This is a genomic window from Rubrivirga sp., from assembly GCF_049648075.1.
Lineage (GTDB): Bacteria > Bacteroidota > Rhodothermia > Rhodothermales > Rubricoccaceae > Rubrivirga.
The window spans coordinates 1-23,906 of sequence record NZ_JBARYR010000012.1 but is presented as its reverse complement, the minus strand read 5'-3'; the positions used below and the strand labels follow the sequence as shown (position 1 = coordinate 23,906).

Annotated in this window: 19 protein-coding genes; 11 read left to right on the top strand and 8 right to left on the bottom strand. The window is 67.0% G+C overall.

The genetic code is table 11. The annotated features are described in order from the left end of the window. Positions 1-214 precede the first annotated feature (214 nt). Together WBA11_RS00490 and WBA11_RS00485 are read right to left on the bottom strand one after the other, a co-directional pair. Positions 215-1,273: a DUF72 domain-containing protein gene (locus WBA11_RS00490; protein ID WP_424518775.1), complete on the bottom strand. Its 1,059-nt coding sequence runs from the start codon at positions 1,271-1,273 to the stop codon at positions 215-217. Further along, complete coding sequence (locus tag WBA11_RS00485) at positions 1,266-2,399, bottom strand: lysylphosphatidylglycerol synthase transmembrane domain-containing protein (protein ID WP_424518774.1); 1,134 nt, start codon at positions 2,397-2,399, stop codon at positions 1,266-1,268. The genes WBA11_RS00490 and WBA11_RS00485 overlap by 8 nt, the downstream gene beginning before the upstream one ends. A 214-nt stretch (positions 2,400-2,613) precedes the next feature. On the opposite strand from WBA11_RS00485, the gene WBA11_RS00480 reads away from it, so the two are divergent. From WBA11_RS00480 to WBA11_RS00445, 8 genes are all read left to right on the top strand, one after another. Further along, the gene (locus WBA11_RS00480; RefSeq protein ID WP_424518773.1) at positions 2,614-3,210 is read left to right on the top strand and encodes an NADH-quinone oxidoreductase subunit J; all 597 of its coding nucleotides are present in this window, start codon (positions 2,614-2,616) and stop codon (positions 3,208-3,210) included. 38 nt (positions 3,211-3,248) lie between these two features. Then, positions 3,249-3,548, top strand: a complete 300-nt coding sequence (gene nuoK, locus WBA11_RS00475; protein ID WP_424518772.1) for an NADH-quinone oxidoreductase subunit NuoK — start codon at positions 3,249-3,251, stop codon at positions 3,546-3,548. A gap of 67 nt (positions 3,549-3,615) precedes the next feature. After that, positions 3,616-5,730 carry an NADH-quinone oxidoreductase subunit L gene (locus tag WBA11_RS00470; protein WP_424518771.1) on the top strand — a complete coding sequence of 705 codons (2,115 nt, stop codon included), beginning with the start codon at positions 3,616-3,618 and terminating at the stop codon, positions 5,728-5,730. Between the two features lie 39 nt (positions 5,731-5,769). Beyond that, the gene (locus WBA11_RS00465; protein WP_424518770.1) at positions 5,770-7,440 is read left to right on the top strand and encodes a complex I subunit 4 family protein; all 1,671 of its coding nucleotides are present in this window, start codon (positions 5,770-5,772) and stop codon (positions 7,438-7,440) included. A 14-nt stretch (positions 7,441-7,454) separates the two neighbouring features. Then, positions 7,455-9,254, top strand: coding sequence for a sodium:proton antiporter (locus WBA11_RS00460; protein WP_424518769.1), 1,800 nt, complete (start codon positions 7,455-7,457; stop codon positions 9,252-9,254). Beyond that, complete coding sequence (locus WBA11_RS00455) at positions 9,255-9,566, top strand: 4a-hydroxytetrahydrobiopterin dehydratase (protein ID WP_424518768.1); 312 nt, start codon at positions 9,255-9,257, stop codon at positions 9,564-9,566. 34 nt (positions 9,567-9,600) lie between these two features. Continuing rightward, on the top strand, positions 9,601-11,076 hold the full coding sequence (locus tag WBA11_RS00450; protein WP_424518767.1) for an NADH-quinone oxidoreductase subunit N: 1,476 nt from the start codon (positions 9,601-9,603) through the stop codon (positions 11,074-11,076). A 166-nt stretch (positions 11,077-11,242) separates the two neighbouring features. Further along, positions 11,243-11,797: a hypothetical protein gene (locus WBA11_RS00445; RefSeq protein WP_424518766.1), complete on the top strand. Its 555-nt coding sequence runs from the start codon at positions 11,243-11,245 to the stop codon at positions 11,795-11,797. A gap of 172 nt (positions 11,798-11,969) precedes the next feature. On the opposite strand, the gene WBA11_RS00440 is transcribed toward WBA11_RS00445, so the two are convergent. The 4 genes from WBA11_RS00440 to WBA11_RS00425 form a co-directional block, all read right to left on the bottom strand. Continuing rightward, positions 11,970-13,313, bottom strand: a complete 1,344-nt coding sequence (locus tag WBA11_RS00440) for a hypothetical protein (RefSeq protein ID WP_424518765.1) — start codon at positions 13,311-13,313, stop codon at positions 11,970-11,972. A gap of 45 nt (positions 13,314-13,358) precedes the next feature. Further along, the gene (locus WBA11_RS00435) at positions 13,359-14,246 is read right to left on the bottom strand and encodes a T9SS type A sorting domain-containing protein (RefSeq protein WP_424518764.1); all 888 of its coding nucleotides are present in this window, start codon (positions 14,244-14,246) and stop codon (positions 13,359-13,361) included. 123 nt (positions 14,247-14,369) lie between these two features. After that, positions 14,370-16,349, bottom strand: a complete 1,980-nt coding sequence (locus tag WBA11_RS00430) for an alkaline phosphatase family protein (protein ID WP_424518763.1) — start codon at positions 16,347-16,349, stop codon at positions 14,370-14,372. Further along, positions 16,342-17,232, bottom strand: coding sequence for a hypothetical protein (locus WBA11_RS00425; protein WP_424518762.1), 891 nt, complete (start codon positions 17,230-17,232; stop codon positions 16,342-16,344). The genes WBA11_RS00430 and WBA11_RS00425 overlap by 8 nt, the downstream gene beginning before the upstream one ends. Here WBA11_RS00425 and WBA11_RS00420 point away from each other — a divergent pair. Together WBA11_RS00420 and WBA11_RS00415 are read left to right on the top strand one after the other, a co-directional pair. Then, positions 17,231-17,845 carry a superoxide dismutase gene (locus WBA11_RS00420; RefSeq protein ID WP_424518761.1) on the top strand — a complete coding sequence of 205 codons (615 nt, stop codon included), beginning with the start codon at positions 17,231-17,233 and terminating at the stop codon, positions 17,843-17,845. The two genes, WBA11_RS00425 and WBA11_RS00420, sit on opposite strands and share 2 nt — an antisense overlap. A 169-nt stretch (positions 17,846-18,014) precedes the next feature. Beyond that, on the top strand, positions 18,015-20,828 hold the full coding sequence (locus WBA11_RS00415) for a GH116 family glycosyl hydrolase (RefSeq protein ID WP_424518760.1): 2,814 nt from the start codon (positions 18,015-18,017) through the stop codon (positions 20,826-20,828). Positions 20,829-20,938: 110 nt separating this feature from the next. Here the strand turns inward: WBA11_RS00415 and WBA11_RS00410 are convergent, their stop codons facing one another. Further along, complete coding sequence (locus tag WBA11_RS00410) at positions 20,939-21,139, bottom strand: hypothetical protein (protein WP_424518759.1); 201 nt, start codon at positions 21,137-21,139, stop codon at positions 20,939-20,941. A gap of 220 nt (positions 21,140-21,359) precedes the next feature. Here WBA11_RS00410 and WBA11_RS00405 point away from each other — a divergent pair, with 220 nt between their 5' ends. Continuing rightward, entirely contained in the window at positions 21,360-22,646 is a 1,287-nt protein-coding gene (locus WBA11_RS00405; RefSeq protein ID WP_424518758.1) for an IS110 family transposase, read from the top strand. 465 nt (positions 22,647-23,111) lie between these two features. On the opposite strand, the gene WBA11_RS00400 is transcribed toward WBA11_RS00405, so the two are convergent. Then, entirely contained in the window at positions 23,112-23,582 is a 471-nt protein-coding gene (locus WBA11_RS00400; protein WP_424518757.1) for a hypothetical protein, read from the bottom strand. Positions 23,583-23,906 lie beyond the last annotated feature (324 nt).

Below are 23,906 nucleotides of genomic sequence, written 5' to 3'. Positions count from 1 at the left end.
GCCCAGCTCTCGTCGTCTCGTCGCCGCGCCCTCGAGGCCGCCGACCAGGCCACGGAGACCGTCGCCGAGGTGTCGGAGCCGACTGCGCCGGCGCCGGACCGTCCGTCTGCGACGATCTACTCGCTGTTTCCGCCCGCCGCCGCGTAGCGGTTCGTGTTAGCCTGTCCGACCTCGAAGTCGATACCACCTCGAGGTCGGACAGATCGGCGCGACCCTACTCGCCTCGACGCTCGGCAAAATCAAGAAAACGGTGGGCAAGGGCCCGGCACAGGTCGGGCGTGTTGCCCCACGCCCGGTTGTTGCCGATCACGTCGAGCGTGACGCCGGCCTCGACGGCCTTGAACATGAGCGCCGTCGTCTCGTCGATCATGCGCTGCGCGTCGCGCGTGTCGCTCAGGCCCTGAGCCGGACCCTCGAACGGATACGCCAAGCGCCACGACGTGTTGAAGTCCATGTCGCGGGGCTGGATCAGCCGCACGATCGCGCTCGCGCTCGAGGATGAAAAGTGCTCGGCCACCAGCCGCCACTGGTCGATGATCGGCGGAAGCCATTGCCAGTGGCTAAAACAGAACCCGATCTCGCGGTTAGCCAGCCATTCGAGGTAGGGCGGCGTCAGCTGGTGCGACGACCGGACCTCGAGGTGGTACGCGGCGTCGTTCGGGATCTCGGAGACGAACCGGTCCCACTCCGCGACGAACTCGTCGGCCGGAGGGCTGTCCGAGGCCCGCTCGTACGGTTGCTCCAGGATGATCCCGGCCAGCTTGGCGCCGAGCTTCCCCTGCGCGGGCTCGAGAAACTGTTTGGTGAACAGGCCCGCATCGAGGTAGTCCGGGTTGTCGATGTAGGTCCACCGACCATCGACCTTCCGCCGCAGCCGCCGGGCGACGACCTGCTGGGGCGCCTTTAACAGAAACCGCGCCGAGGGCTCCGTCGCATCCGAGTACCGCTCCAGCGTGAACAAAACCGGCGACGGCGTCCCGTTCTCATCCGTGAGGGGCCGGTAGTACGTGGAGTCGACCTCGAGGACGCCGAAGTGGAGGAAGTAGTCCTCGATGGACGAGACCGGCAGCAATCGCTCCTCGTACGACTCCCCGCCGACGTTCTTTTTCCGGGTCTTGACCTCGCCCGCCCACACGTCGCGCGGATAGATCTGGTCGATCCAGGCGGCGTAGCGATCGCTGGCCGACCCGAACCGGAGCAACGGGTGGATTCGGCGCAGGTCGAACCGGTCGGCCTCATCGCGTCGGTCGTCGATGGGGCGGGGCTCACTCATTGACAGTTGGCGTGTCGTCGCCGGTCGCGTCCTCGAGGTCGGACGCATCGAGGTCGGAGGTCTCGGCGCTCGAGGTCAGGTCGCCGGGCGGTTGTTCGCCGGCAAGCAGCGCCTTGACGGCGCCACCTGCCACGAAGGCGCCGATGGCCAAGACGCCGTAGTACGCGATCGCCCGCCACGCTAGCAAGGAGGGGCCGCCGTAGCCCTCAGGAAGCAACGGCGCGAGGTAGAGCACGTAGAGAGCCTCGATGCCTCCCGATCCACCCGGCGTCGGCATGGCTAAGCCCGCGAGCCATAAACCGGCGGTGCGCAAGACGAACAGGATGTGTCGGAAGTCGCGCCAGAAGCTCAGGGCGACGAAGAACACGATCCCGTACCGGCCTGTCCAGTACAACAGCGTTAGGGCTGCCGCCTTGAGGTAAAACCTGAGAGGTTGGCCTCGGAGAATGGCTGCTTGCTGTCGGAGCTTTCCTGATTCCCTCCGTACCGTCCCCTCGAACCGACGGAGCCATTTGAAGCGAACGATCCGGTTTGCGAGGCCCTCGATCAACTCTGGTCGGAACAGCGTGGCGTAGGCGAAGAAGCCGATGTAGACCAGCATGCCCCCGAGGTAGGCCGCGATCGTACCGATGCCCGCCGCGCCCAAGCCGGTCGGGAAAACGGGGACCCAGATCGCCGAGAGGTACAGCGTCACGATCAGCGTCGCGAACCACAGTTGATCCAGTAGCATCGTGAACAGCATCAACGCCGTCACCTGACCGTACGGGACGTTGTTCTCCCGCGAGATAAAGAAGGCTGCGAACGGCGCCCCACCCATCGCCGACGGCGTCACGGCGCTCATGAAGTCCCACGTGAGCTGCGACCGAACGCCGCCCCTTCTGTCGAGGGCGCCCTTCGAGACGTGTCTCAACCGCATGCCACCGGCACCGATCTGGATCCCGAGTGCGGCGATCGCAATCGCAAAGATCCCAGGATTGAACGTCGAGCGGACCGCGGCGAACGCGCCGGGCTCGTACGTCGTCCACAGCACGATCCCGATGGCCGTCGCGCTGATCCCGACCGGCAGCAGCAGGTCGCGCTTGCGAACGCGTCGCTGGGGCGGCAGGGGAGGGGGCGACTCGTCCATCGGTTCCAAGATATCAGACCTCGCTCCCGAGGTCGCGCGTCGTCCTCGAGGTCGAGGGCTCCACCCCACGTAAGAGAGGCCTCGAGGGTGCGTCGCCCCTGGCTCTTCACGGATTGATCCCACGCAGCGGGCAACACGGTTGGCCCTGCCTCCGGCCCGCCGGTATCTTCGGAGCCCATCCCGCCGCCGCCCCGGCCCGGCCCGTCACCCGCTTATGCTGGAGCCGTTTCTCTTCTTCGTGTTCGCCGTGTTCGCCGTCGCCGGCTCGCTCGGGATGCTGATCTCCCGGAGCCCGGTCAACAGCGCGCTGTGGATGGTCCAAACGATGCTCGCGATCGCGTGCATCTACCTGACGCTGAACGCCGCGTTCATTGGGGTCGTGCAGATCCTGGTCTACGCCGGGGCCATCATGGTCCTGTTCCTGTTCGTAATCATGCTCCTCAATCTGGAGGAGATGCCGCGTCTCTCGCAGTTCAGCTGGCTCCGGGCGGGAGCCTTCGTAGGCGGCGTCGCCGTGCTGGCCTTGTTGCTGACCGCCGTCGCGAGCAGCGCGGACTTGGTCCCCGACCCGACCGACGTACCGGTCGTCGTGGTCGACCCGGCGGGTCCTGCCGTCGTCGAGGGGCCGGCCGGGGACGCCGTGGCGGTCGAGCCGGGTGAAGTGGCCGTGGTGCCCGTTGACCCGACGTCGGTCGAGCGTCTCGGCGTAGCGCTCTTGACCAAGCACGCGTTCTCGCTCGAGATCATCGGCGCTCTTCTCCTGGCCGCGACCATCGGCTCCGTCCTCCTCGCAAAGAAACGATTCGTGTAGTCGTCCTCGAGGACGAACCCGCGCCCCCGCTCTCCCACATGGATCTTTCCTGGTACCTCTCGCTCAGCGCCGTCCTGTTCACGATCGGAGTGCTTGGCGTGCTGCTGCGGCGGAACGTGATCGTGGTCTTCCTGTCGGTCGAGCTGATGCTCAACGCGGTCAACGTGTCGCTCGTCGCGTTCAGCCAGTCGTTCGGGGACGTGGACGGGACCATCCTGGTCTTCTTCGTGATGAGCGTCGCCGCGGCGGAAGCGGCCGTCGGGCTGGCCATCGTGATCGCGATGTTCCGCAACAAGCTCACCGTCAACATCGACGAACTCCGACTGTTCAGGGGATAGGGGGACTAAGGGGTCGGGGCCGTCCTCGACCCGATCTCCCCAACACCCAACCCCAGACACCCAAGAAATGGAACTCCTCGTCCGGCTCATCCTGCTCCCGCCGCTTTTGATGGCGGCCTTTAATGGGATGATGGGTCTGTTCTCGCCTGGCTGGCGCAAGCAGGAGACGCTTATTGGAGTCTTGGGCACGGCAGCGGTTTTGGTGCCGTTCGTCGTCACGTGCATGCTGTTCTTCGGGTTCGAGAACCCCGAAGTGGTCCGCTACTTCACCTGGCTCGCCGCGGGCGATCTCCAGGTCGACTTCGCCTACCGGATCGACCAGCTCTCGTTGTTGATGACGATGATCATCACGGGCGTGGGGACGCTGATCCATCTGTACTCGGCCGGCTACATGCATGGCGACGGCGGGTACTGGCGCTTTTTCGCGTATCTGAACCTGTTCATCTTCGCGATGCTCAACCTGGTTCTCGCCGAGAACCTGTTGGTCCTGTTCCTGGGCTGGGAGGGCGTTGGGCTGTGCAGCTACCTGTTGATCGGGTTCTGGTACACGAACCTCAAGAACTCGGCGGCGGCGAACAAGGCGTTCATCGTCAACCGCATCGGTGACTTCGCCTTCTTGCTGGCGATGTTCATCATCTTCCAAACTGTGACCGCGGCCCAGGCCGGCCCGTTCGGCTTGGACTTTACGACGCTCTTGGCGGCCGAGACGTTGGCGCTGTTCGAGGGCTCGACCGGGTTCTGGGTCTGCCTTCTGCTCTTCATTGGCGCGACGGGCAAGAGCGCCCAGATCCCGCTCTTCGTCTGGCTCCCCGACGCCATGGCCGGCCCGACGCCGGTCTCTGCGCTGATCCACGCGGCGACCATGGTGACGTCCGGGCTCTACCTCCTAGCCCGCTTGTCCTCGATGGTGCTGCTCGCACCCGGCGTCATGGGCATCATCGCAGTCGTCGGTGCGCTGACGGCGATCATGGCGGCGACGGTCGCGATCACCCAGAACGACATCAAGAAGGTTCTGGCGTACTCGACGGTCAGTCAGCTGGGCTACATGTTCTTGGCCGCCGGAGTAGGCGCGTACTTCGTGGCCATCTTCCACGTGATGACCCACGCTTTCTTTAAGGCGTGCCTCTTCCTCGGCTCCGGCAGCGTCATCCACTCGATGCACCACGTCGAGCACGAGCTCGAGCACAAGGGATTGATCCCGGGCCATCCCACGCCGGACGGCATGGACACGCCGCTCGACTCGGAAGCGACCCAGCCGACCCAGCGTCACGCGGTCCTGCCCTACGACGGTCCGTTCGACGCTCAGGACATGCGCACGATGGGCGGGCTGAAGAAGTACATGCCGTCCACGCGGTGGACGTTCTTGATCGCGACGTTGGCGATTGCGGGTCTGCCAGGTCTCTCGGGCTTCTTCTCCAAGGACGAGATCCTATTCTTCGCCTTTAAGTTCGGTTACGACGGTCACTTTCTCTTGGGCTACGGCGTCTGGATCGTCGGTCTGATCACGGCCCTCCTGACCGCGATCTACATGACGCGGGCGTACCTGCTCACCTTCGAGGGCGAGCCGCGGTGGCCGGATTCGATCGACACGCACCCGCACGAGAGCCCGTGGACGATGACGACTCCGCTGTGGATTCTCGCGGGTCTCAGCGTGGTCGCTGGGTTCCTCGGACTGCCGCCGGCCGTTACGGAGTTCTTCGGCCTCCCCGAGAGCTGGATCCACCACTGGCTCGGCCTCGAGTACGGAGGTCCGGTCGCGGAACTGGCCTACGACTTGAAGCCTGGGCACGGCATCGAGTGGGCGCTCCTGGGCGTCGGTAGTGCAATCGCGATCGCCGGCATCGCCATCGCGTGGTTCCTCCTTCGGTATGGCCAACGAGGTCCCGACGCGGACCGGAGCGTGCGTCGCACGCTCGGCGGGCTCTACCGAGTCGCCAGCCGCAAGTGGTTCTGGGACGAGGCCTACGACGCGACCGTCGTCAAGCCCGTCGTCGAGGGCTCGCGCCGAGGCCTGGCGCCGTTCGACAAGAACGTCGTGGACGGTGGCGTGATGGGCTTCGCCCACGGCATCCGCAACGCGGCCTCGAAGCTGCGCGGCATCCAGACCGGCGTCGTCCAGACGTACGCGCTCGCCATCGTCGTCGGCGTCGTCGCGGTCGTCGCAGCCATCCTGTTTATCTAGCCCGCTCGCGTCCTCGAGGACGACGACTCACCCGCTTACATGGCTGACATTCCCGGGCTCCTCTCGCTCGTCATCTTCCTGCCCGCGCTGGGCGCGCTCGCGCTGCTGCTCGCCCCGAGCGTGAACGCGATCCGGTGGGGTGCGCTGGCCGTCACGACGGTTACGTTCGTCCTGTCGCTGGGCCTGTGGCTCGGGTTCGACCCGACGGTCTCGACCGCGCTCGCGCCCCAAATGGCGACGCGGTTGGACTGGTTCGGGATGGTCGACATCACTTACTTCGTCGGTGTTGACGGGCTGAACCTGCTGCTCCTGCTGCTGACGACGTTGCTCGGGCCGATCATCGTCCTGTCGTCGTGGACATACATCGGCAAGGCGCACAAGGGGTACTACGCGCTGATCCTGCTGCTCGAGACGGGCGTGCTCGGTGTGTTCGCGGCGTTCGACGTCTTCCTGTTTTACATCTTCTTTGAGCTGACGCTGATTCCGATGGTGTTCATCATCGGCATTTGGGGTGGGGAGGACCGGGTCTACGCGGCGGTCAAGTTCGTGGTCTACACCTTGGTCGGGTCGCTGCTGATGCTGGTCGGCGTACTGTGGCTCGGCTTCGAGGCCGGCGACGCGGTCAACAACGGCGTGTTCACGACCGACTGGTACAAGCTGGCGTCGTACGGCGTGCCGCTCGGCGCGCAGACCTGGCTGTTCCTGCTGTTCGGCCTGGCGTTCGCGATCAAGGTCCCGCTGTTCCCACTCCACACCTGGCTGCCCGACGCCCACACCCAAGCGCCGACGGGTGGCTCGGTCGTCCTGGCTGGCGTGCTGCTGAAGATGGGGACGTACGGCCTGCTGCGATTCGTCATCCCGTTCTTCCCGAACGCGTCCTCGAGTCTGGCGATTCCGATCGCGATCCTGGCCGTGATCGGAATCGTATACGGAGCCCTCGTGGCGTTCGCGCAGACCGACATCAAGAAGCTGGTCGCGTACTCGTCGGTGTCCCATCTCGGCTTCGTGGTCTTAGGTCTGTTCGCCTTCGACATCGTCGCGGTTCAGGGCTCACTCATTCAGATGGTGAACCACGGCATCTCGACCGGTGCGCTGTTCCTGATCATCGGAATGCTGTATGAGCGGCGCCACACGCGCGCGATGGCCGACTACGGCGGGATCGCGAAGACCGTCCCGGTCCTGACTTTCTTCATGCTGTTCAGCGTGTTCGCCTCGGCCGGTCTGCCCGGCCTCAACGGCTTCGTGGGCGAGTTCATGATCCTGGTCGGGTCGTGGAACTCGCCGACGGTCGGCAACCCGATCCTCGTGGCCGTCGCCACGACGGGCGTCATCTTTGCGGCGGTCTACCTGTTGTGGATGGTGTACCGGACGTTCTTCGGGCCGATCACGCACGAAGAGAACAAGACCATGACGGACCTGAACGGCCGCGAGATCGGCATCCTGGTCCCGCTCGCGGCCCTGATGCTGCTCATGGGCTTCTGGCCCGCTCCGTTCCTAGAGAAGAGCGAGCGGACGGTCCGGTCGCTCTTGGAGACCTCGGTCGCGAAGGCGGAAGCCGTCGAGGCCGCCGGTCTCGGGGACGTCGTCGTGGTGCCGATGGCTTGGCCCGACGACATCGTAGCGGCCCCGACCTCGAGGTCGGGGCCGGTGCCACTGCCGGGCGCGCCACTCGGTAGCGAGGCCGCGACAGGACATTCCGACGACCACTAATCACCCAATCCCACATGACTCGGTTCGCCTCGATCCTCGCGCTCTTGCTCCTGGCCGTCCCGGTCGGCGCGCAAGACGCCGTCGATGTCCCGACCCCGGTGTCGGAGGCTTCTCAAGAGGTCGATGAGTCCCTCCTCGTTCAGGAGATGCCGCCGACCCTCGAGGATCTCGAGATCGCGGACGACGCAGCGGCTATCGAGGCCGCGGGCGAGATCGCCGACGAGGCGCACGGTGATGGCGAAGGGCACGGCGCCGACGGAGGAGGCCACGGCGCGATGCCGCCGCTGTGGCTGGTGATCCCGTTCGCGCTCCTGCTCGGGATGATCGCGACGGGGCCGCTGTTCTACCCGCACTTCTGGCACCACCACTACCCGAAGGTGGCCGTCTCGCTCGGCCTGTTGGTGGCCGCCTACTATCTCGCTGTCCTGCACGACGGGACCGCCATCTTCCACGCGGCCGAGGAGTACTTCGCCTTTATCGCCCTCCTTGGCTCGCTCTACGTCGCGAGCGGCTGCATCCTGATCAAGACGGACTTCGCGGGCACGCCGCGAGCGAACACGATCCTGCTCTTGGTCGGTGCGGTGTTGAGCAACTTTATCGGGACGACGGGCGCCTCGATGCTGCTGATCCGGCCGTTCATGCGGCTGAATGCGGGGCGGTTGAAGGCGTACCACATCATCTTCTTCATCTTTATCGTCTCGAACGTCGGTGGTGCGCTAACACCGATCGGAGACCCGCCGTTGTTCTTGGGCTTCCTGCGCGGCGTCCCGTTCTTCTGGACCTTCGTCCACGTGTGGTACATCTGGCTCCCGACCGTGCTGTTGTTGTCGGTCGTCTTCTACGTGATCGACAGTCGGAACAAGGAAGTCAGTGTTCGCGCGGGGGCCGAAGGCGCCGGCCTCGACGTGGCGCCCGGCGAGATCCCGGGCTCCCCGGTCGTGCCGGAGGCGCCGGGTGTCGAGGACGTCGCGGGCGTCCACACGCCGGGCGAGCTCGAGGTCGACCTCGACCGGACCGGTCCGAACCCGAAGCAACTCGAGATCGAGGGCAAGGCGGGGTTCGCGTGGCTCGCGGTCGTGATCGCGGCGGTGTTCATCGACCCCAAGGTGATGCCCGCTATTGAGGGGACCGTCATCGACCTTCACCACTTTGGCGTCCCGTTCGGGATCCGGGAGGTGATCATGGGCGCCGTCGCGTTCCTGTCGTACCGGACGGCGAACAAGGCCATCTTGGAGGGCAACGACTTCAACTTCGAGCCGATCAAGGAGGTCGGCTTCCTGTTCATCGGCATCTTCTTGACAATGCAGCCGGCGCTGACGCTGATCGGCTCGTTTGCGGCCGGGAACGCAGACGCGCTCGGCGTCTCGTCGTTCTACTTCGGGACGGGCGTGTTGTCTGGTGTCCTCGACAATGCGCCGACCTACGTGAGCTTCCTGTCTGCCGCCATGGGTAAGTTCGGGATGGACGTCAACGACCCGTCGATGGTCGCGGCGTTCTCCGAAGACGGTTACGAGGCCTTCTACCTGCAGGCCATCTCGGTGGCCGCCGTGTTCTGGGGAGCCCTGACCTACATCGGGAACGGTCCCAACTTCATGGTCAAGGCCATCGCCGAGTCGAGCGGCGTCGACACGCCGTCGTTCGTGGGGTACGTGGTGAAGTACTCGCTGCCCATCCTGGTGCCGATCTACATCGTGGTCTGGTTCGTCTTCTTCTCCGGCTACGTGGTCCCGCATCCGGAGGGTGTCGAGTCGGCTCAGACCGTTGTCGAGGCCGTCCGCCAAGCGCCGACCCTCGTCATGATCCGCCCGTTCTAAGTGCCCGCTCGCGAACCGCTTTCCGACTCCGCCCTCGAGGACGCGCTCGCCGCCCTCGACGGGTGGTCCCTCGAGGCCGACGACGAGGGCAACCGGATCGTCCGCGACTTCGCCCTGGGCGACTTCCGCACGGCGTGGGCCTTCCTGACGCGCGTCGCCTTCGAGGCCGAGGACATGGACCACCACCCCGAGATCGCCAACGTGTACGATCAGGTCTCGCTGTCGCTCTCGACGCACGACGCGGGCAACCGCGTGACCGAGACCGACCTCGAGTTCGCCCGGCGCGTCGACGCGCTCGTTCCTGCGGCGTAGCCGCGTTTGACTCAGCGGGACCTCCCGCTCCTCCATGTACGACTCTCTCGGCATCGACCTCCTCGGCACCGGCCCCATCCTGATGGTGGCCGCGATCGGCGTGCTTGTGGTGCTCCTCGACGCGTTCCGCAACGACGACGCGTCGATCCCCTGGATCGCAGGGCTCGGGATGCTCGGCGCGGCCGTGTGGCAGTTCTTCCTGATCGACCAGCCCACGACCGCCTTTTACGGCGAGGTCTACGTCGGTGGCGCCTCGGCGATCGCGAACATCGTCGTGCTGCTCGGTGCGATCACGAGCCTGATCCTGACCGTTCCCTACCTGTCTCGACTGGGTCGCAACTACGGCGAGGTCCACGCCCTGATCTTGTTCGCGACGGCCGGGATGATGACGCTGGCGAGTGCGGGCAGCCTGGTGACCTTGTTCGTCGGGCTGGAGACGATGTCGGTGTGCCTCTACGTGCTGACAGGGCTGGTCCGCGAGGAGTCGACGGCGAACGAGAGTGCGCTGAAGTACTTCTTGCTCGGCGCCTTCTCGACCGGCTTCTTCCTCTACGGTCTGGCCCTGCTCTACGGCGCGACGGGCACGATGGAGCTCGCGGGCTTGGCCGCTGGCCTCGAGGTGACCGGCCGCGACGGCCTGTTCCTGGCGGGCGTCGGGTTGCTCCTGGTAGGCTTCTTCTTTAAGGTGAGCGCGGTCCCGTTCCACATGTGGACGCCCGACGTCTACCAAGGCGCTCCGACGGCCTTGACGGCGTTCATGTCGACGGCCTCGAAGACGGCGACGTTCGCCGCTCTCGCGGTCGTGCTGGCTCGGGCGCTTCCGCCGGACCTCGTCGATGGGACGGTTCAACTCACGCTCGCCGCCGTGGCTGCGATCACGATGGTGGCGGGAAATGTGCTAGCGCTCGTGCAGACCAACCTCAAGCGGATGCTGGCGTACTCGTCGGTGGCCCACGCCGGGTACATTTTGGCCGGCCTCGCCGCTGGCGCCGCGGGCTACGGCGCAGCGCTGTTCTACTTGGTGGCCTACACGTTGATGAACGTCGGCGCGTTCGGCGTGATCGGCGCCCTCGAGTGGGACGGCGAGCAGGGCGCGGACCAGGAACTCGACAGCCTGTCGGGCGTCGGGTATCGCAAGCCGTTCCTCGGTGTCGCGATGGGCGTGTTCATGTTCGCGCTGACCGGCTTCCCGCCACTCGCTGGATTCATCGGCAAGTACCTGGTGTTCGCCGCTGCCGTCGATGCCGGGCTGGTCTGGCTCGCAGTGGTCGGTGTGTTGGCGTCGGTCGTGTCGGGCGTGTACTACATCCGCGTGCTGGTCGTGATCTGGATGCGGTCGCCGGATGAGGCGCCTGCGAACGCGCAGCAGGCGTTCCCGGTCGGGACGGCGACGGCGGCAGTGGTGGGCTTCTGCGTCGTCGCGCTGCTCGCGCTCGGCATCCTGCCCGCCGGCCTGATCGACGCCACGACCGCGGCGTTCCCGGTCGACGCCCTCGTCTCGCTGCCGTAGGGTCGGCCTCGAGGACGTAGAGATTACCGTGGGGCGTTTGTCCTACCCTCGAGGTGTCGCCCTCGAGGGCGGAGGCTAGATCTGGCACTCGATCGAAACCGGCGCCCTCGAGGACGAAGAACGTGGTGGGCTCGGGGACGTAGGAGTCCGCCTCCCGCCTGGCTCCATGCGCATCGACGACCTCGTCCGCGAGTACCTCCCCACGGCCCCCGACCTCGGTCTCTACGTCATGCCCGACGTGCCGGCCTCGAAGCTGCAAGCGGCGCTCTCCGACTACGCGCCGGGCGTCAACCCCGACGACGTACTCGCGTTGTACGATGCGACGCGGCTCGGCTCGGCCAAGGACGGCGCGGTCTTCTTGGCCGACAAACTCGTCTTTCAGAACAACGACCTTCAGCCCTCGAGGACGATCCGGTACGCGGACATCGTGGGCGTGGCCTCGAAGCGGAAGCTGCTAGGTGGGCGTGCCGTCGAGATCGACCTAAACCGGGCGCGTGCTACGGTGACGGAGACGCTGGACTTCTCGGGTCAGCCCGGCGCGGCGGAGTACGTCGAGCGGTTCTTGCAGCAGGTCCTCGCCGTCGGCGTCCGCGTGCCGGCCGATCCGACCTCGGATGGTGCCACCGACGTTCGAGCCGTCGAGGACGCGCTCGACGAACTGGTCGCGCTGGGTAGGCTGTCTGGGCCTGACCGCCAGCGGATGCTCGACGCCATTCGGTAGCGACCTCGAGGGCGTTGGTTTCCGACACTACAGCTCGGAGGTTCGAATCCCCCGGGGCGTGCCTTGATCGTCCTCGAGGGCGAATGTGTCGCTCACGACCTCGACGAAACGAGACCGGCCTCGAGGTCGCAGAAACGTCCTCGAGGCCGGATGCCAGCAAGCGAGGCCGGTGTTATTCGTCCTGGCCCCGGACGTCGTCGCGCTGAACGCCGTAGGCTTGGGCGTCGGGGTTGCGGGCGATGGGCACCACGCGCGTGTCGAGCAGCATCTCGGGGGCGAACACGCCCACGGCGACGGTGCCGGTGCTGAACCCGAACAGCTCGCGGGGATCGTCGATCTCGTCGACCTGGGCCTTGATAAAGCTCGGGTCGACTCGCTGGTCGGCTACCAACGCCAGGCGGAGGTCGGGGTCGAAGGACACGTTGCCGGAGACGGTGGCGCGCAGGTTATCGCGAGCCCCATCGAGGTCGAGCAGGATGTACTCCGGGTTGGTGCCGAACTTGCCGGCGACGACCACGTCCTCCGGGCCGGACTGGCCGAACACCGCGCCGTTGGAGTAAAACAGGTTGTCGCGGATCTCGATCTCGGGCAGATCCTCCTGCTCCCAGTCCGACTGGAACGCGCCGCCGGGGTTGTGGGCGAAGATGTTGTTCTCGAACACCAGCCGCTTAAAGCTGTTGTCGTTGTGCCACTCGACGGCCGAGACGTTCGACGACGTGGGGTCGGCGTTGAAGGGGAAGTTGAGCGCGAACGTGTTGTTGCGAACCGTGAGCAACGCGTAGGCCCGGAAGGCGTTGGCGCCGAACGTCCGCGTCCGAAGCGCCAGCAAGTTGTTGACGAAGTAGTTGTTCTCGACGATGACCTCGCCGGTGTTGTCCTCCGGCGGCGACGAGCCGATCTGGAATCCGCCCATCGGTCCGTTCACGATGATGTTGTCGGCCACCACGACGCGCTCGGCCTCGACCTGCGCCCAAGCGAGAATCGGGAAGGTCCGTGAGCTGCCCTTGAGCAGGCTCCCCGAGCGCGAGTCGTAGTCGTTCGAGGGCGCGGCATCGAGGACGAGCCCGCTGATGACGATCTCCCGGAACTCGGAGTTGCCGGCGATCTGAAAGAGGGCGCCGCCCCGGTCCTCTTGGGTGGGAACGGAGACGAAGCGGGAGAACGGGTCGCGGTCGGAAAAGTCGTCGTTCATGCCGCCGAAGACCTTGAGCGAGCCTCGGGGGTTTTCGACCTGGGGCACACGCTGGGTGCCGCCGGAGCCGAGCTCGCCCCCGTAGTCGCCGGACGCGATGAGAACGCGGACTTCTCTATCGCCACCCTCATTGAGAAGGCTGGCCGCCCGGTTCAGCCCGCGCCAAAGGGCGGACTCGGCGAAGACGGTGGAGCCGTCGGCTTGGGCCTCGGCATTAGAGAAAGCGGTCGTGCCGCGCGGGGCGACCAGGATGTTGAAGGTGTCTTGGGCAACGGCCGCCGAGGTGCTGGCGAGCGCGAGCAAGAGGAGAAGAAAGGTTTTCATCGGGAGAGATCGAAGAATTGGGACGACGGACGTGGAGCGCAGCGGCTACCGGACGACCGTCATGGAGCGCGACGTGACGAAGGACTCGCCCGTCACACGGACGACGTAGAGCCCAGTCGAGAGACCCGCCCGCTCGACCTCGAGGGTGACACCGGACCCGCCTACGAGCGGCCCGTCGTGGAGCGTGCGGACGTTGCGACCCAACGCGTCGAACATCTCGACCGTGACCGACTCCGTCTCGGCGACCTCGAGGTCGAACCGCGACACGCTGGACACGGGGTTCGGGGCGATCGGCGTGAACGTGTAGCCGGCCGCGAGCTCGTCGGGATCGATAGAGACGGGACCGCCGGCTCCGGCGGCGATCGCAGCGCCGGGCGTCGCGTTGAACCCGTAATCGAGGACGCGCACTTGGCCTTCGTCTTGGGCCTCGACGCGGACCCACCCGAAGTGCTGGTCGCCGTTGTCGAGTCGGAACCGGAGCCCCACGAACGATGCGCCAGAGCTAAGCCAGTCGTTCGGGTCCGACCCCTCGAACGTGAACGACGCTTGGACCGGCAACGTGTAGTCATCGAGGTCGACCATGTTCGCGTTCGCGCCCGAGATCTCGGCGCCGCCCGTCACGGGCAGTGCGTAGCCGTAGGAGTTGCCTCGGTAGATGAACCCGTTCCCGACGACCCCGTCGACGTGGTCGCCCGACTCGGGGTCGGTGAGCAGGATGATCTGGTTCCGATCGTGCGTCGACTCGGCGATCGAGAACTCGGGATCGCCGTCGCCGTCGATGTCGATGTCGAAGGCGGCGTCGGTGAGCGTGGCGTCGGGCGAGACGTCGACGTAGACGACTTGGGCGTCGGCCTCGCTCACTCCGAGCGTGGCGGCGGCCGTCGCGGCGGCGGCGTACCAGAGGGAGTTCTTCAGGGTATCAGAGGAGGGCATGGCGTGGAGGAGTGGGAGGGTGCGACGGATCCATCTGGAGACCCGCGACGCGACGCTCGGTGTTCGCTCGCTGTCCGTCTCCTGTACGTACGCGAACTCTTCTCAGGAGGGACCACGCCGTTTCTACTCCTCGTCACTCGATGTCGAAAGCTGCTCGTAGGCCCGCCAGTGCCGCTTCGCGTCGTGCGGCTGGCGCAGGTAGTCCTTGTAGATCCGGGCCAACCACCGATGCGCGAGCGCGAACCCAGGTCGCTGCTGAAGGCAGACCGTGAAGGCGTCCTCCGCGCGGTCGGCCCACCCCAGCCGGAGCATCGCGACGCCGTAGTGGAAGTGCGCTAGGGGAAAGTGGTACAGCCGGGCAACGGCCTCGAGGGCGGCGTCAGCGGCGGCCTGGTAGTCCTTGCGCTGGATGGCGACGACGGCGCGTCCGTTGTACGCGCGGGCGTTGTCCGGGTCGAGGGCGAGCACGGCCTCGAAGGCGTCGCTCGCGTCCTCGATGCGTCCGAGCCGCATATAGAGATCGGCGCGGCGGAGGTGGACCTCGGGAGAGCCGGCACTCGAGGTCGGGAGGCTCGCCAGGATGTCGAGCGCGGCGTCGTGCGATCCTCGAGCGACCTCGAGGTCGGACCGGAGCAGCGCGACCTCGATGGGAAATCGGGTGTCGCCGTCGTAGACCTCGACGACTCGTAGAGCGTCCTCGATGCGACCGACGGCGAGATAGGCTCGGGCGAGCGCAAGTGCGTAGTAGTCGCGGTGCGGCGACTCGGCCTCGAGGACGGACTCGTAGTGAGGGATCGACTGCTCGACGCGGCCCGTAGAGTCGTAGACGCGGGCCAGGTTGAACGAGGCGTCCCGGGCGGCCGCCGCCGCCGCATCGGCGTCGGACGTCTCGAGGTCGATGTAGCCCAGCCCGACGAGTTGGTGTACGGCCTCGAGGTCGGACCACGGGTCGGCGCGGGCGCCTTCGGGGTGGCTGCCGTCGGCGCCCTCACGATCGTCCCAGGACGGGATGGTCTCGAAGGGGGGAGGCGTCTCGAACGCTTGGACGAGCGGAGCGCCCGGCATGTCGGCTCCGACAGGGAGACCCAAGAGCGTCAGGACCGTCGGTGCGATGTTGAGCAGGCCGGCGCCGTTGACGCGTTGGTCGCGTCGGATACCCGGACCGGCCATCGCCAGGACACCGAACGGCCGGTGCTCGGTGGCTGCGCCGGCGGGGACGTGTCGGGGCACCTCTCGAGGGCGCAAGTGGTCCGAGTAGAAGCCATGGTCGGACAAGAGGATGACGGCCGTGTCGTCGTCGGTCTGAGCGAGAAGCTGACCCAGCATCATGTCGTGAAACCGATACCCGGCCTCGATGACGTGGCGGTAGAGCCGAAAGTCGTCGTCGGTGACGCCGGGGAGTTGGGGCGGGTGATATCGCATGAACCCGTGCCCCAGGTGGTCGATGGCGTCGAAGTAGACGGCCGTCAAGTCCCAGTCCGTCGTCTCCATCAGGTAGGTCGCCGCCGCGTGGATGCTGGCCGAGTCCGAGATCGCCCGGGCGACTGCGAGCGGTCGCGGATCTTGGATTTGATCGATCTCGGCCAGGTCTGGGAGGAACGGGACCAGATGGTTGCCGGTCAGCTCTTTCACCCCGACTCGCAGGTCGAGCAGCACGTCCTCGAGGTCGGGCGGGTGGACGGTGCCGGGTGGGGGCGTCTCGGTCTGGAAGAAGTTCGAGACCATGGCGCCCCGGATCGGCTCCGCCGGATGGCTCGGCCACCAGCCGACGACGTTGGAGCGCATCCCCGATTGGTGCAGGACGTTCCAGAGCGCTTTTGCCGTCCTCGAGGTGCCCAGCACAGGCCGGATCCCGGTACCGGTCTCGTCGGGCTGGACGAAGTGCAGGATCCCGTGGCGGTCGGCGGTGTGGCCGGTCGCGATGCTGGTCCACAGCATCGGGGAGAACGGGGGCTCGAGCGTGGCGAGGTTGCCCATCACGCCGCGCTCGACGAGCGACGCCAACGCCGGCATCTTGCCCGCGTCCAAGAGGGGCGAGATCACCTTCCAATCGGCGGCGTCCCACCCGATCAGCAGGACGCGATTGGCGATGCGGTCAGGCATCGGCGCGCTGGCGGTGGAGCGATGCGTCGATCACGGCCGCCGTCCTCGATGGGTCGCCCTCGAGGTCGAGATGAGCGTGGAGCGATCGCGCAGCCTCGAGGGGATTGGCGATGACGTCGCGGTGGTGGAGCGTGATGGCGTCCGCGTGCCGATCGAGCCACGCGTGAGCGGCCTCGAGGTAGCGGGCGTACGCGCTGCGCAGGGCGTCGTGGGCCGCGGCCGTCTCGCCGTGCCGGTCCAGCATCGCCGCCTGAGACCGGAGCACTTCCTCGAGGTCGCGCTCGATCAGGACGGCGCGGTAATGAGGTCCGGTCGGGAGGTGGGGCAGGAGAGGGGCGACCACCTTCAGCGCGTGGCCGTCGGCCTGTCCCAGCCACGACGAGTCGTAGGCGAGCCGCTTGACGCGCTCGGCCTCGAGGTAGCCGCGCGGGTTGTCCGGGTCAGCGGTGCGCTCGTCGTCGGTGAACGGAGCGACGTCCGCCGCTTCGAGCATCTGCATCACCATCGAGGTGCCCGACCGCGGGAGGCCGGTCACGATCACGAGGGAGACGTCCTCGAGGCCCGGTGACGAATCAGGTTTAGGCTCGTCCTCGAGGACGGGACCTCGCACCTCGCGCCATGCTCGGACGCCTCGCCACCCGGCGGCTAATAGACCCAGCGATCCGCCAGGTGGAATGTCGTAGAGGGGTCGGTCGGGCACGGAGCGAGAGGAGCGTGCCGATACATACGGCGGCGCCGCTGCATTGGGCTCACCGTCCTCGAGGTCGTTCCGGGCCTTGTCCTGCATCGCGTCCTCGAGGTCGCGTGAATCGGCCTCGAGGTCGAAACGGCGATTGCGCGGCTCGGTACAACTCGACCTCCTTCCCAACCCCTGTCCGACCATGGCCTTCGAACTCCCCGATCTCCCCTACGGCTACGACGCCCTCGAGCCCGCCATCGACGAGCAGACGATGCGGATCCACCACGGCAAGCATCACCAGGGCTACACCAACAAGCTCAACGCCGCCCTCGAGGGGACCGAGTGGGCCGACAAGCCGATCACCGAGACGCTCGCCAACCTCGACTCGTTGCCGGAGGACAAGCAGACGGCCGTCCGCAACAACGGCGGCGGCTTCCTCAACCACAGCATCTTCTGGACGACCATGTCACCGTCAGGCGGCGGCGAGCCAACCGGCGACTTGGCGACGGCCATCGACGAAACGTTCGGCTCGTTCGACGCCTTCAAGGAGCAGTTCGAGACGGCCGCCAAGACGCAGTTCGGGTCCGGCTGGGCATGGCTCGGCTACGGCGGCGAGGCCGGCTTGCACATCCACGGGATGCCGAACCAGGACAGCCCCGCGCTTCACGGCCACGTCGGCATCCTGGGCATCGACGTGTGGGAGCACGCCTACTACCTCAAGTACCAGAACAAGCGCCCCGACTACGTCAGCTCTTGGTGGGACGTCGTGAACTGGGACGAGGCCGACCGGCGCTACCGCCAGGCCTTGGCCAAGTAGCTTCGTCGCCAGTGACGGTTCGCGCCCCGGCAGCACTCGTTGCCGGGGCGCTCCTTTGTTCAGTGCGAGGCCCCACCTCGAGGTCGGCTCGGGCGCGCCGGTCCGGGCCGCTCCGTCCTCGAGGGCAAATGTGTAAGCGCTTACCTTTCGATCCCTTCTCTCCACGCTCATGGACCCGCTCTTTTTCGACTCCGACATCGAGACCATCGTCGGGAATGGCCGGCTGATCGCTCGCGTCCGGGCCTCCTCCGCCGAGTTCGTCTTCTCGGGTCCCGCGAGCGGGTACCACCTGCTGTTCAACGGCCATGGCGCCACGGACGACGCCGGGGTTCGGACCTTGGTCGAGCCGGGCCGGACGCACTACGAGATCGAGGGCCGAGGCCGCGTCACCGTCGCATCCCAGCCGGACGCCGTCGTGATGGTCGTTCTCATCGAGGCCGAGTCGGACGGAGAGTGGGGGCTGGACCTGACCGGCGAAGGGACGGAGGCCGTCGAGGGCGGCCTCGAGGCCGAGCGTGGGATCGTGGACGTGTGGTGCCCGACGAGCACGCCCGCCGCCGAGTCGTCGGACGACGCGACCGGGACCGTCCGCGTCGACCTCGAGGCCGGCGGCAAGGCGGCGTTTCTGCTGGGCGACGCGACCGCCATCGGACGCATCTCGGACCCGTTCCAAGCCGCCGAGACGTGGGTTGCCACGATGGAGCACCGCGGCCTCCGGCTCAAGACGCCCGTCCCCGACCTCGACCGGGCCGTCGAGTTCGCCAAGGCGCACCTGCTCCTGGGCTACGACTGGACCCCCGACGAGAACGGCGAGCCGGGTGGCGAGGGCTCGAAGATGGTCTGCGACGTGTTCCGGTGGCGCGACGTCTGGAGCCGCGACTTCGGGTCGGGCTTCGGACCGGGCGGCATCGCGGCGGGGCTGATGGGTCCCGTCTTGGCGACGCTCGACTACGAGGCGGGCCGCTACCGCGATCACGACCCCGCCGGTCTCAAAGTCTCCGACGACACCAGCCAGGGCGGGTCGGCCGAAGGGCTCGGCTGGATCCTCAAGCTCGTCTGGCGCGTGTTCAAGCACACCGGCGACCGCGCGTGGCTCACGTCGATGCTCGAGGCGTTCGAGCCCTGGATGGAGACCTGGATCGAGCGCGACGCGGACGACGACGGCTTGATCGTCGACGTGACCGAGTGGATGGACCACAGCCGCTTTCTCCGTCTCGTCGAGGGGCAGCGGACGCTGTACTCCAACGCGCTCTACTACGCCGCGCTCCGACGGATGGCCCTCGCCTGCGACGCCTTGGACCGCGCCGACGACGCCGAGCGCTACCGCGACCTGGCTTCGAGGTCGCGCCAGTCGATCCACGACGCGTTCTGGAACGAGTCCGGCGGCTACTTCAACAACGCCGTCCAGTGGAACGTCCCCGACACGACGCTGATGCTGGCAGACAACGCCATCGCGATCAACGAAAGCATCGCGAGCCGCAACGAGCGCTTCCGAACGTTGGAGACGATCCGCGAGCGGAGCTGGCGCCCCTTCGGCACCGTCACGACGGACCTGCCGATGCGCTACGTCCCCGCCGACAACGACCACAACGGCCGCGTCTGGCCGTGGTGGATGGCCCACGAGGCTCGCGCCCGGTTCCGCAGCTTCGACGCCGAGGGCGGCATGCACGTGCTGTCGAAGATCACCGACACCATCGCGCGGCCCACGCTGCCGGGCCTGGTCGAGGAGTACCTCGACCCCGAAGACGGTGCCCAGGACGACGTCGTCGGCCACGCGTTTATCACTGGCGCCGGCGCCTTGCTCGACGCGGTGCAGTACGGCCTGGTCGGCCTCCGAATCATGGAGCCGGGCGAGCGCCGCATCCGCTTGGCGCCGGCCGTCCCGCGCTCGTGGGACACTTGGAGCGCCGACCTCGACCTCGTGACCGGCCGGATGCGCGTGTCCGAGACCCCCGACGGCGTCCAGGTCGTCCTCGAGGACGCGGCCGTCGAGGTGCTGGAGTTCCGCGTGCCGCCGCGCGAGTCGGTCGAGCACGTCATGCTGGACGGCCTCGAGGTCGAGCCCGAGCGCGAGGAGGCGGGCGCGAGCGAATACTTCCGCTTCGAGGTCGGCGCGGGAGGCCCGCACACGATCGAGATCGCCTACGCGCCGCAGCGCGTCTGGAGCGGGGAACTCGCGATGCCCAACCTGCCGGCGCCCGTCCCGGTCGAGCGGCCGCTCTTGATGGACGAGCCGCGCCTATTCGCCGACATCTTGCAGAGCTTCGTCCGCTCGGCGGTCAGCTTCTTCGGCCGGATGCGCCACGTAGCGGCCCGCGACATCGGCGACCTCGAGGGGCCGGGCGACCTGCTGGTGATCGTCGGTAACGAGCTGCCGTACAAAACCAAGAAGGGCGAGTCCGTGCCCGACGCCATCGACGGCTACCTCGGACGCGGCGGCGCCATGCTGCTGCTCGGCCCCCGTTTCCCGCGGATCGACCTCGGGCACCACTACCACGGCGGCGCCCAGATGGGCGGCCACGCCGGCATGTTCTGGTGGAAGCAGTGGGCCGACGGCCGGTGGCAGGACTACGATCCGCGCGACCAAGAACTGCTGCCGCACCCGCAGCATGAGGGGACGGTCTACTGGGGCGATGGGCCTCTATTCCAGGCGTGGGAGCACTCGCTCGGACTGTTCGGTTTCGAGACCGATTGCCGAGGCGTGTTCGACGTCGAGGGCGGGGTCGTGGACCCGGACCAGCGCGTCGAGGTGGTCTACACGGACTGGTCGGTCCGCAAGCCGTGGACGTTCACGCCGCTCGCGTTCACCGAGCGGGAGCACCAGCTGGTAACGGGACCCCGGCGCGAACGCTACCCGTGCGCCGCGCTTCTCGAAAACCACGACACGGGCGCCAGGGTGGTCGTGGTGGCGCCCTCGGTGTGCTCGAGGACGGACCTGCTGCACCGGATGCTGGCCCATGTCGCGGCGCCAACGGAGACGTAGCCGTCCTCGAGGGCGGACACAGTCTCGGCCTCGAGGGCGGGCGCTCCCCTATCGCCCTCGAGAACGCGTCCGCGGGAGGCCCGCAGCGGCGAGTTACACCGCCCTGCGGCTCAGGAGCCAGAGGCTTCGCTCGCTCCACGACCTACAAACAGGTCGATCAACACCGAGACGTGGACGAAAGCCATGAGGGCGAAGTCAGCTGGTTCCAAGTCCCCGAGCAGCCAGCGAGCGAGGACGAACACAGCGGCGAGAGCGACAGCAACCGCCCACGCTTTGTACCACGCGGGTTGACCGTTCAGTTTTCTGAGCATGAGTGGGAGTGAGGGCGGTGTAACAAATAGCCGCTCACCCGCGCCGGATGGTGGCACGGCGCTGCGACCGAAGCTGAGAATACGCCGACGGCCGTTCAGCGCAGAAACGCTGGCTCTCGGCGTCGGCGTGCACCATACCATTAGCGCCAGACGAGGAGGCCCCGGACGACAGACCTTCCGGATCCACTACGACCCTCCCAGTCTGCCGCCGAGGCCCGCTATGAAGATCCACACCACGCCCGCCCCCGACAAGGCCCGCCCCGTGCTCCTGCTCGCCGCCGACGTCTCCAAGGACACGCTCCACCTCTTCAGCCGCTTCGAGTCCGGTCTCCACCAGGTCGTCGCCCAGGACGTCGTCGCCAATCGCACCGAGGCCGTCGAGCGGGCGCTCCGGCAAGCCGCCGCACTCGCGGTCACCCACGGGCTCCACGGCGTTCGCGTGATCTGTGAGGCCTCGGGTGGCTACGAGCGGACGCTGCTCGCCGTCGCCCGCCGCGCAGGCCATCAGACTGCGCTTGTGAGCTCGGAGCAGGTCGGCCAGCTCACCAAGGCCGAGTCGCTCGACACTGGCAAGACCGACCGCAAGGACGCCCGCGTGATCCATCTGGCCGGCGAGATGGGCAAGACGCAGCGGTACCGCGACCTGCCCGAGCCCTACGTCCTGCTCCGCCACCTCACCGCCTTCCACGACGACGAGGTCCGCGCCACGTCGGCCATCCGGACCCGGCTGCAGGCCACGCTCCGCGACCTCTTCCCGGACTACGACCGACCCATCGCTTTCACGTTCTCCAAGACCGGCCGAGTGCTACTCCGCGAGGGGCTGCTGTGCCCGCACCGGCTGGCGAAGCTGGGACAGACTCGACTGCTGGCGATGCTTCGTCGCCGCGTGCCGGGCGTCAAGACGATCACCGGTAAGCGCCTCGTCGACGCAGCGGTGGCGTCGGTCCGCTCGGCGCCACCGGATCCCATCGCGGCCGTGCTCTCCGACCGACTGGCAGTGCTGGTGGCTGAACTCGAGATGCACGAAGGCCACGCCGAAGCGCTTAAGGTCCAGATCGAGACGCTCGGTGACTCACTCAAAGCCCACGGCGCACTCCCACCGATCGACGAGGCCGTCTCCGGCATCACGCTCTTTAACTTGGCGCGCCTCGTGGGTCAGACCGGCCCGCTCGCCGACTTCGCGAGCAAGCGCCAGCTCTTGCGCTACGCGGGCATGAATCTGCGCGAGCGTGAGAGCGGCCAGTACAGAGGCCAGACGCGGCTGAGCAAGAAGGGGCGGCCAATGCTGCGCAAGGTGCTCGGGCAAGCGGTCTTCCCAGTGCTCCGCGGCGACCGCTTGCTCGGGGTGCGCTACGCCGAGCGCCGAGAGCGGATGGTGGAGCAGAAGGCGCGCGTGGCGGCGATGCGCAAGCTGCTCGTCGCCGTCTGGGGCGCCCACCGCAGCGCGGACGCTTTCGACCCGGCCCGCGTCCACGTCTGCCAGAGCCAGTACGCCGTCGCCGCTTAGCCGCTCGCCCATCTCACCACCTGCCTGAGACCTCTTCGGTCTCCGCCCCGCTGCCGCCGAGAGGACCGACAACCGCCTGTCAAGCCTCACGGACTCGGTCCCTCGTGGACCCGGTCCGCTGAGAGCTTCGCCATGCACCATCGAGCGCTCCCACGTCTCGTGGGACCAGCTCGTCCCTCGGCGGCACCCTCCGCCTCGCAGAGCCCATAAGGGATGTTTCTCGTCGCTCACCTCCGGCTCCGCCGGTGCGCTGAGACGACCGATCCCGGCCAGCATCGCTCGCGACCGAACGGGGTGACGCGATCCACGCCCGTCCACCGCACCCCAGCGGTGGGCTAGCGAGGCCGTGTCGCTACCGCTGTCCGACCAACATCCTCATGCCCGCATCCTCCTCATCGGCCAGAATCGCCGCCGCCCCCTTGACTTCCATCTAATACCAGCGGCGGGTTATACGGCGCGGCGGTTTTAGTCCCAGTTATTGAAGATAAGATCGCCTGCCTGATGCAGCCGTCCGTACTTGATCCAGTACCGGACGGTTTTACGTTCCGACTCGCTCAGCGCGCCAAGCGAAATGTCTGCGGGTGGGGCGGTGAGGACCGAGAGCGGGACGGTTTGAAAAGACGAATCCGAGAACGCCGCCGACAACGTAGGAGCTTCCACGAACGGGTGAGTCATATAAACGCTCTCCGTTTCGTTCGAGAACGCGACAGCCGGGTAAGCACGATTGCAAAGGACGGTAACGGCACCGCCCGGCTGATCGAGAACGGCGTGGACGTAACTCGTGTACGGCCGGTCAAAGTCGAAACGCACGACGCTCCCACCAGCGATTCGGGCCGAATAGTGAGCCGCAGCTTTGAACGCCGAGAGATCAACGCGCTGGCCGTCGGGTTGGACGCCGACGGTGATACCGGGAGGGATTGTGTCAGAGTTGAACACTAGAGGGAGCGCCGTATAACCAGTGGTTCAGCCGACCTCGAGGTCGGCATAAGTGGTCGAATCCGTCATTATACGCGATGGCATTCCGCATAAGTCGCAGGATCCGTACGTAGGGCCGCATCCGTCCTCGAGGACGAGCGCCCTCGAGGGCGGCCCGTATCCTCCACCCCGAACCCGCCGCGCAGCCCGTGACCGTCCGCCTCGCCCTCGTTCTGCCCCTCGTCCTCGGCGCCTGTTCGGCCTCGACGCCGCCGGCCCCGACCTCGAACCCGCATTCGCCCGCGCCTCCCGGGTGGCGCCAGCACGAGATCACCCGGCCCCAAC